This is a genomic window from Parafrankia sp. Ea1.12 (assembly GCF_900465275.1).
Taxonomy (GTDB): domain Bacteria; phylum Actinomycetota; class Actinomycetes; order Frankiales; family Frankiaceae; genus Parafrankia; species Parafrankia soli.
In genome coordinates, this window is sequence record NZ_UBIZ01000422.1 from 1 (window position 1) to 237 (window position 237).

Here is a 237-nt window from a genome sequence, read left to right on the forward strand (position 1 = left end):
CACCCCCATCACCCCCGAGCACGGTCCGGCGGATGGCGGCTTCGGGTCGTTGACCCTGGATGACCTGGCCAACAGGGCGGAAAAGGCACACGCCGAGCACCTGCAGGGCTACACGGCCAGCACGGTGAAGCCGAAGAACCATCGGATCACGGTTCCCAGCAGCGATCGGCGACCGATGTAGTACCGTGCCATCACACACCTGCCATCCCGCCGGGAACAGCTCTCCCCGGCCACCAT

At 66.2% G+C, this 237-nt stretch carries 1 pseudogene; it reads left to right on the top strand.

The annotated features are described in order from the left end of the window. Positions 1 to 181 (top strand): annotated as a pseudogene (locus FMEAI12_RS38595) (hypothetical protein); the annotation flags it as partial. Between the last annotated feature and the right edge of the window lie 56 nt (positions 182 to 237).